This is a genomic window from Streptomyces sp. 4F14 (assembly GCF_048159485.1).
In the GTDB taxonomy this organism is placed as follows: domain Bacteria; phylum Actinomycetota; class Actinomycetes; order Streptomycetales; family Streptomycetaceae; genus Streptomyces.
Genome location: NZ_JBLRVY010000185.1, coordinates 1 through 401, shown reverse-complemented (window position 1 = coordinate 401; position 401 = coordinate 1). Strand labels below are relative to the sequence as shown.

The 401-nt window shown below is 72.8% G+C and carries 1 protein-coding gene and 1 pseudogene; both read right to left on the bottom strand.

Features of this window, described 5'->3' with window-relative positions:
- Nucleotides 1-207 (bottom strand): annotated as a pseudogene (locus tag ACLZOT_RS50240) (phosphoglycerate dehydrogenase); the annotation flags it as partial.
- Nucleotides 204-401 (bottom strand): alpha-hydroxy-acid oxidizing protein (locus ACLZOT_RS50235; protein WP_416976021.1); only part of this gene is annotated, 198 nt, incomplete at its 5' end. The gene ACLZOT_RS50235 and the pseudogene ACLZOT_RS50240, both read right to left, overlap by 4 nt.

The window sequence follows — 401 nt, the reverse complement described above, 5'->3', positions numbered from 1 at the left end:
TGCTCCGGCGAGGTGTTCGGCGGTCACCGGGGCGAGCGCGGTGATGACGACCTGCGCGGCGCGCAGGGCGGCCGGGTCCTCGTCGGCCGTCTCGACGACCGTGACCTGCGCGTTCTCGGGGAAGAGCGTGGCGAGACCCGCGCCGATGCCACGGCCGCCGACGTGCGGGGAAACGACGGCGAGGACGTTCTTCGTGGTGGTGGTCATGCGGATTCCTCGATGAGGTCGGCGGGGCCGACCGTGGTGGGGCCGGAGTGCCCGGACAGGGCGAGGGTGAGGTCGAGTTCGGCGAGCAGACAGCGGATGACGTGCTCGACGCCCGCCTGTCCGTCGAGGCCGAGCCCATAGGCGTACGGCCGTCCGACGAGGGCCGCCTTCGCGCCGAGGGCGAGGGCCTTGAA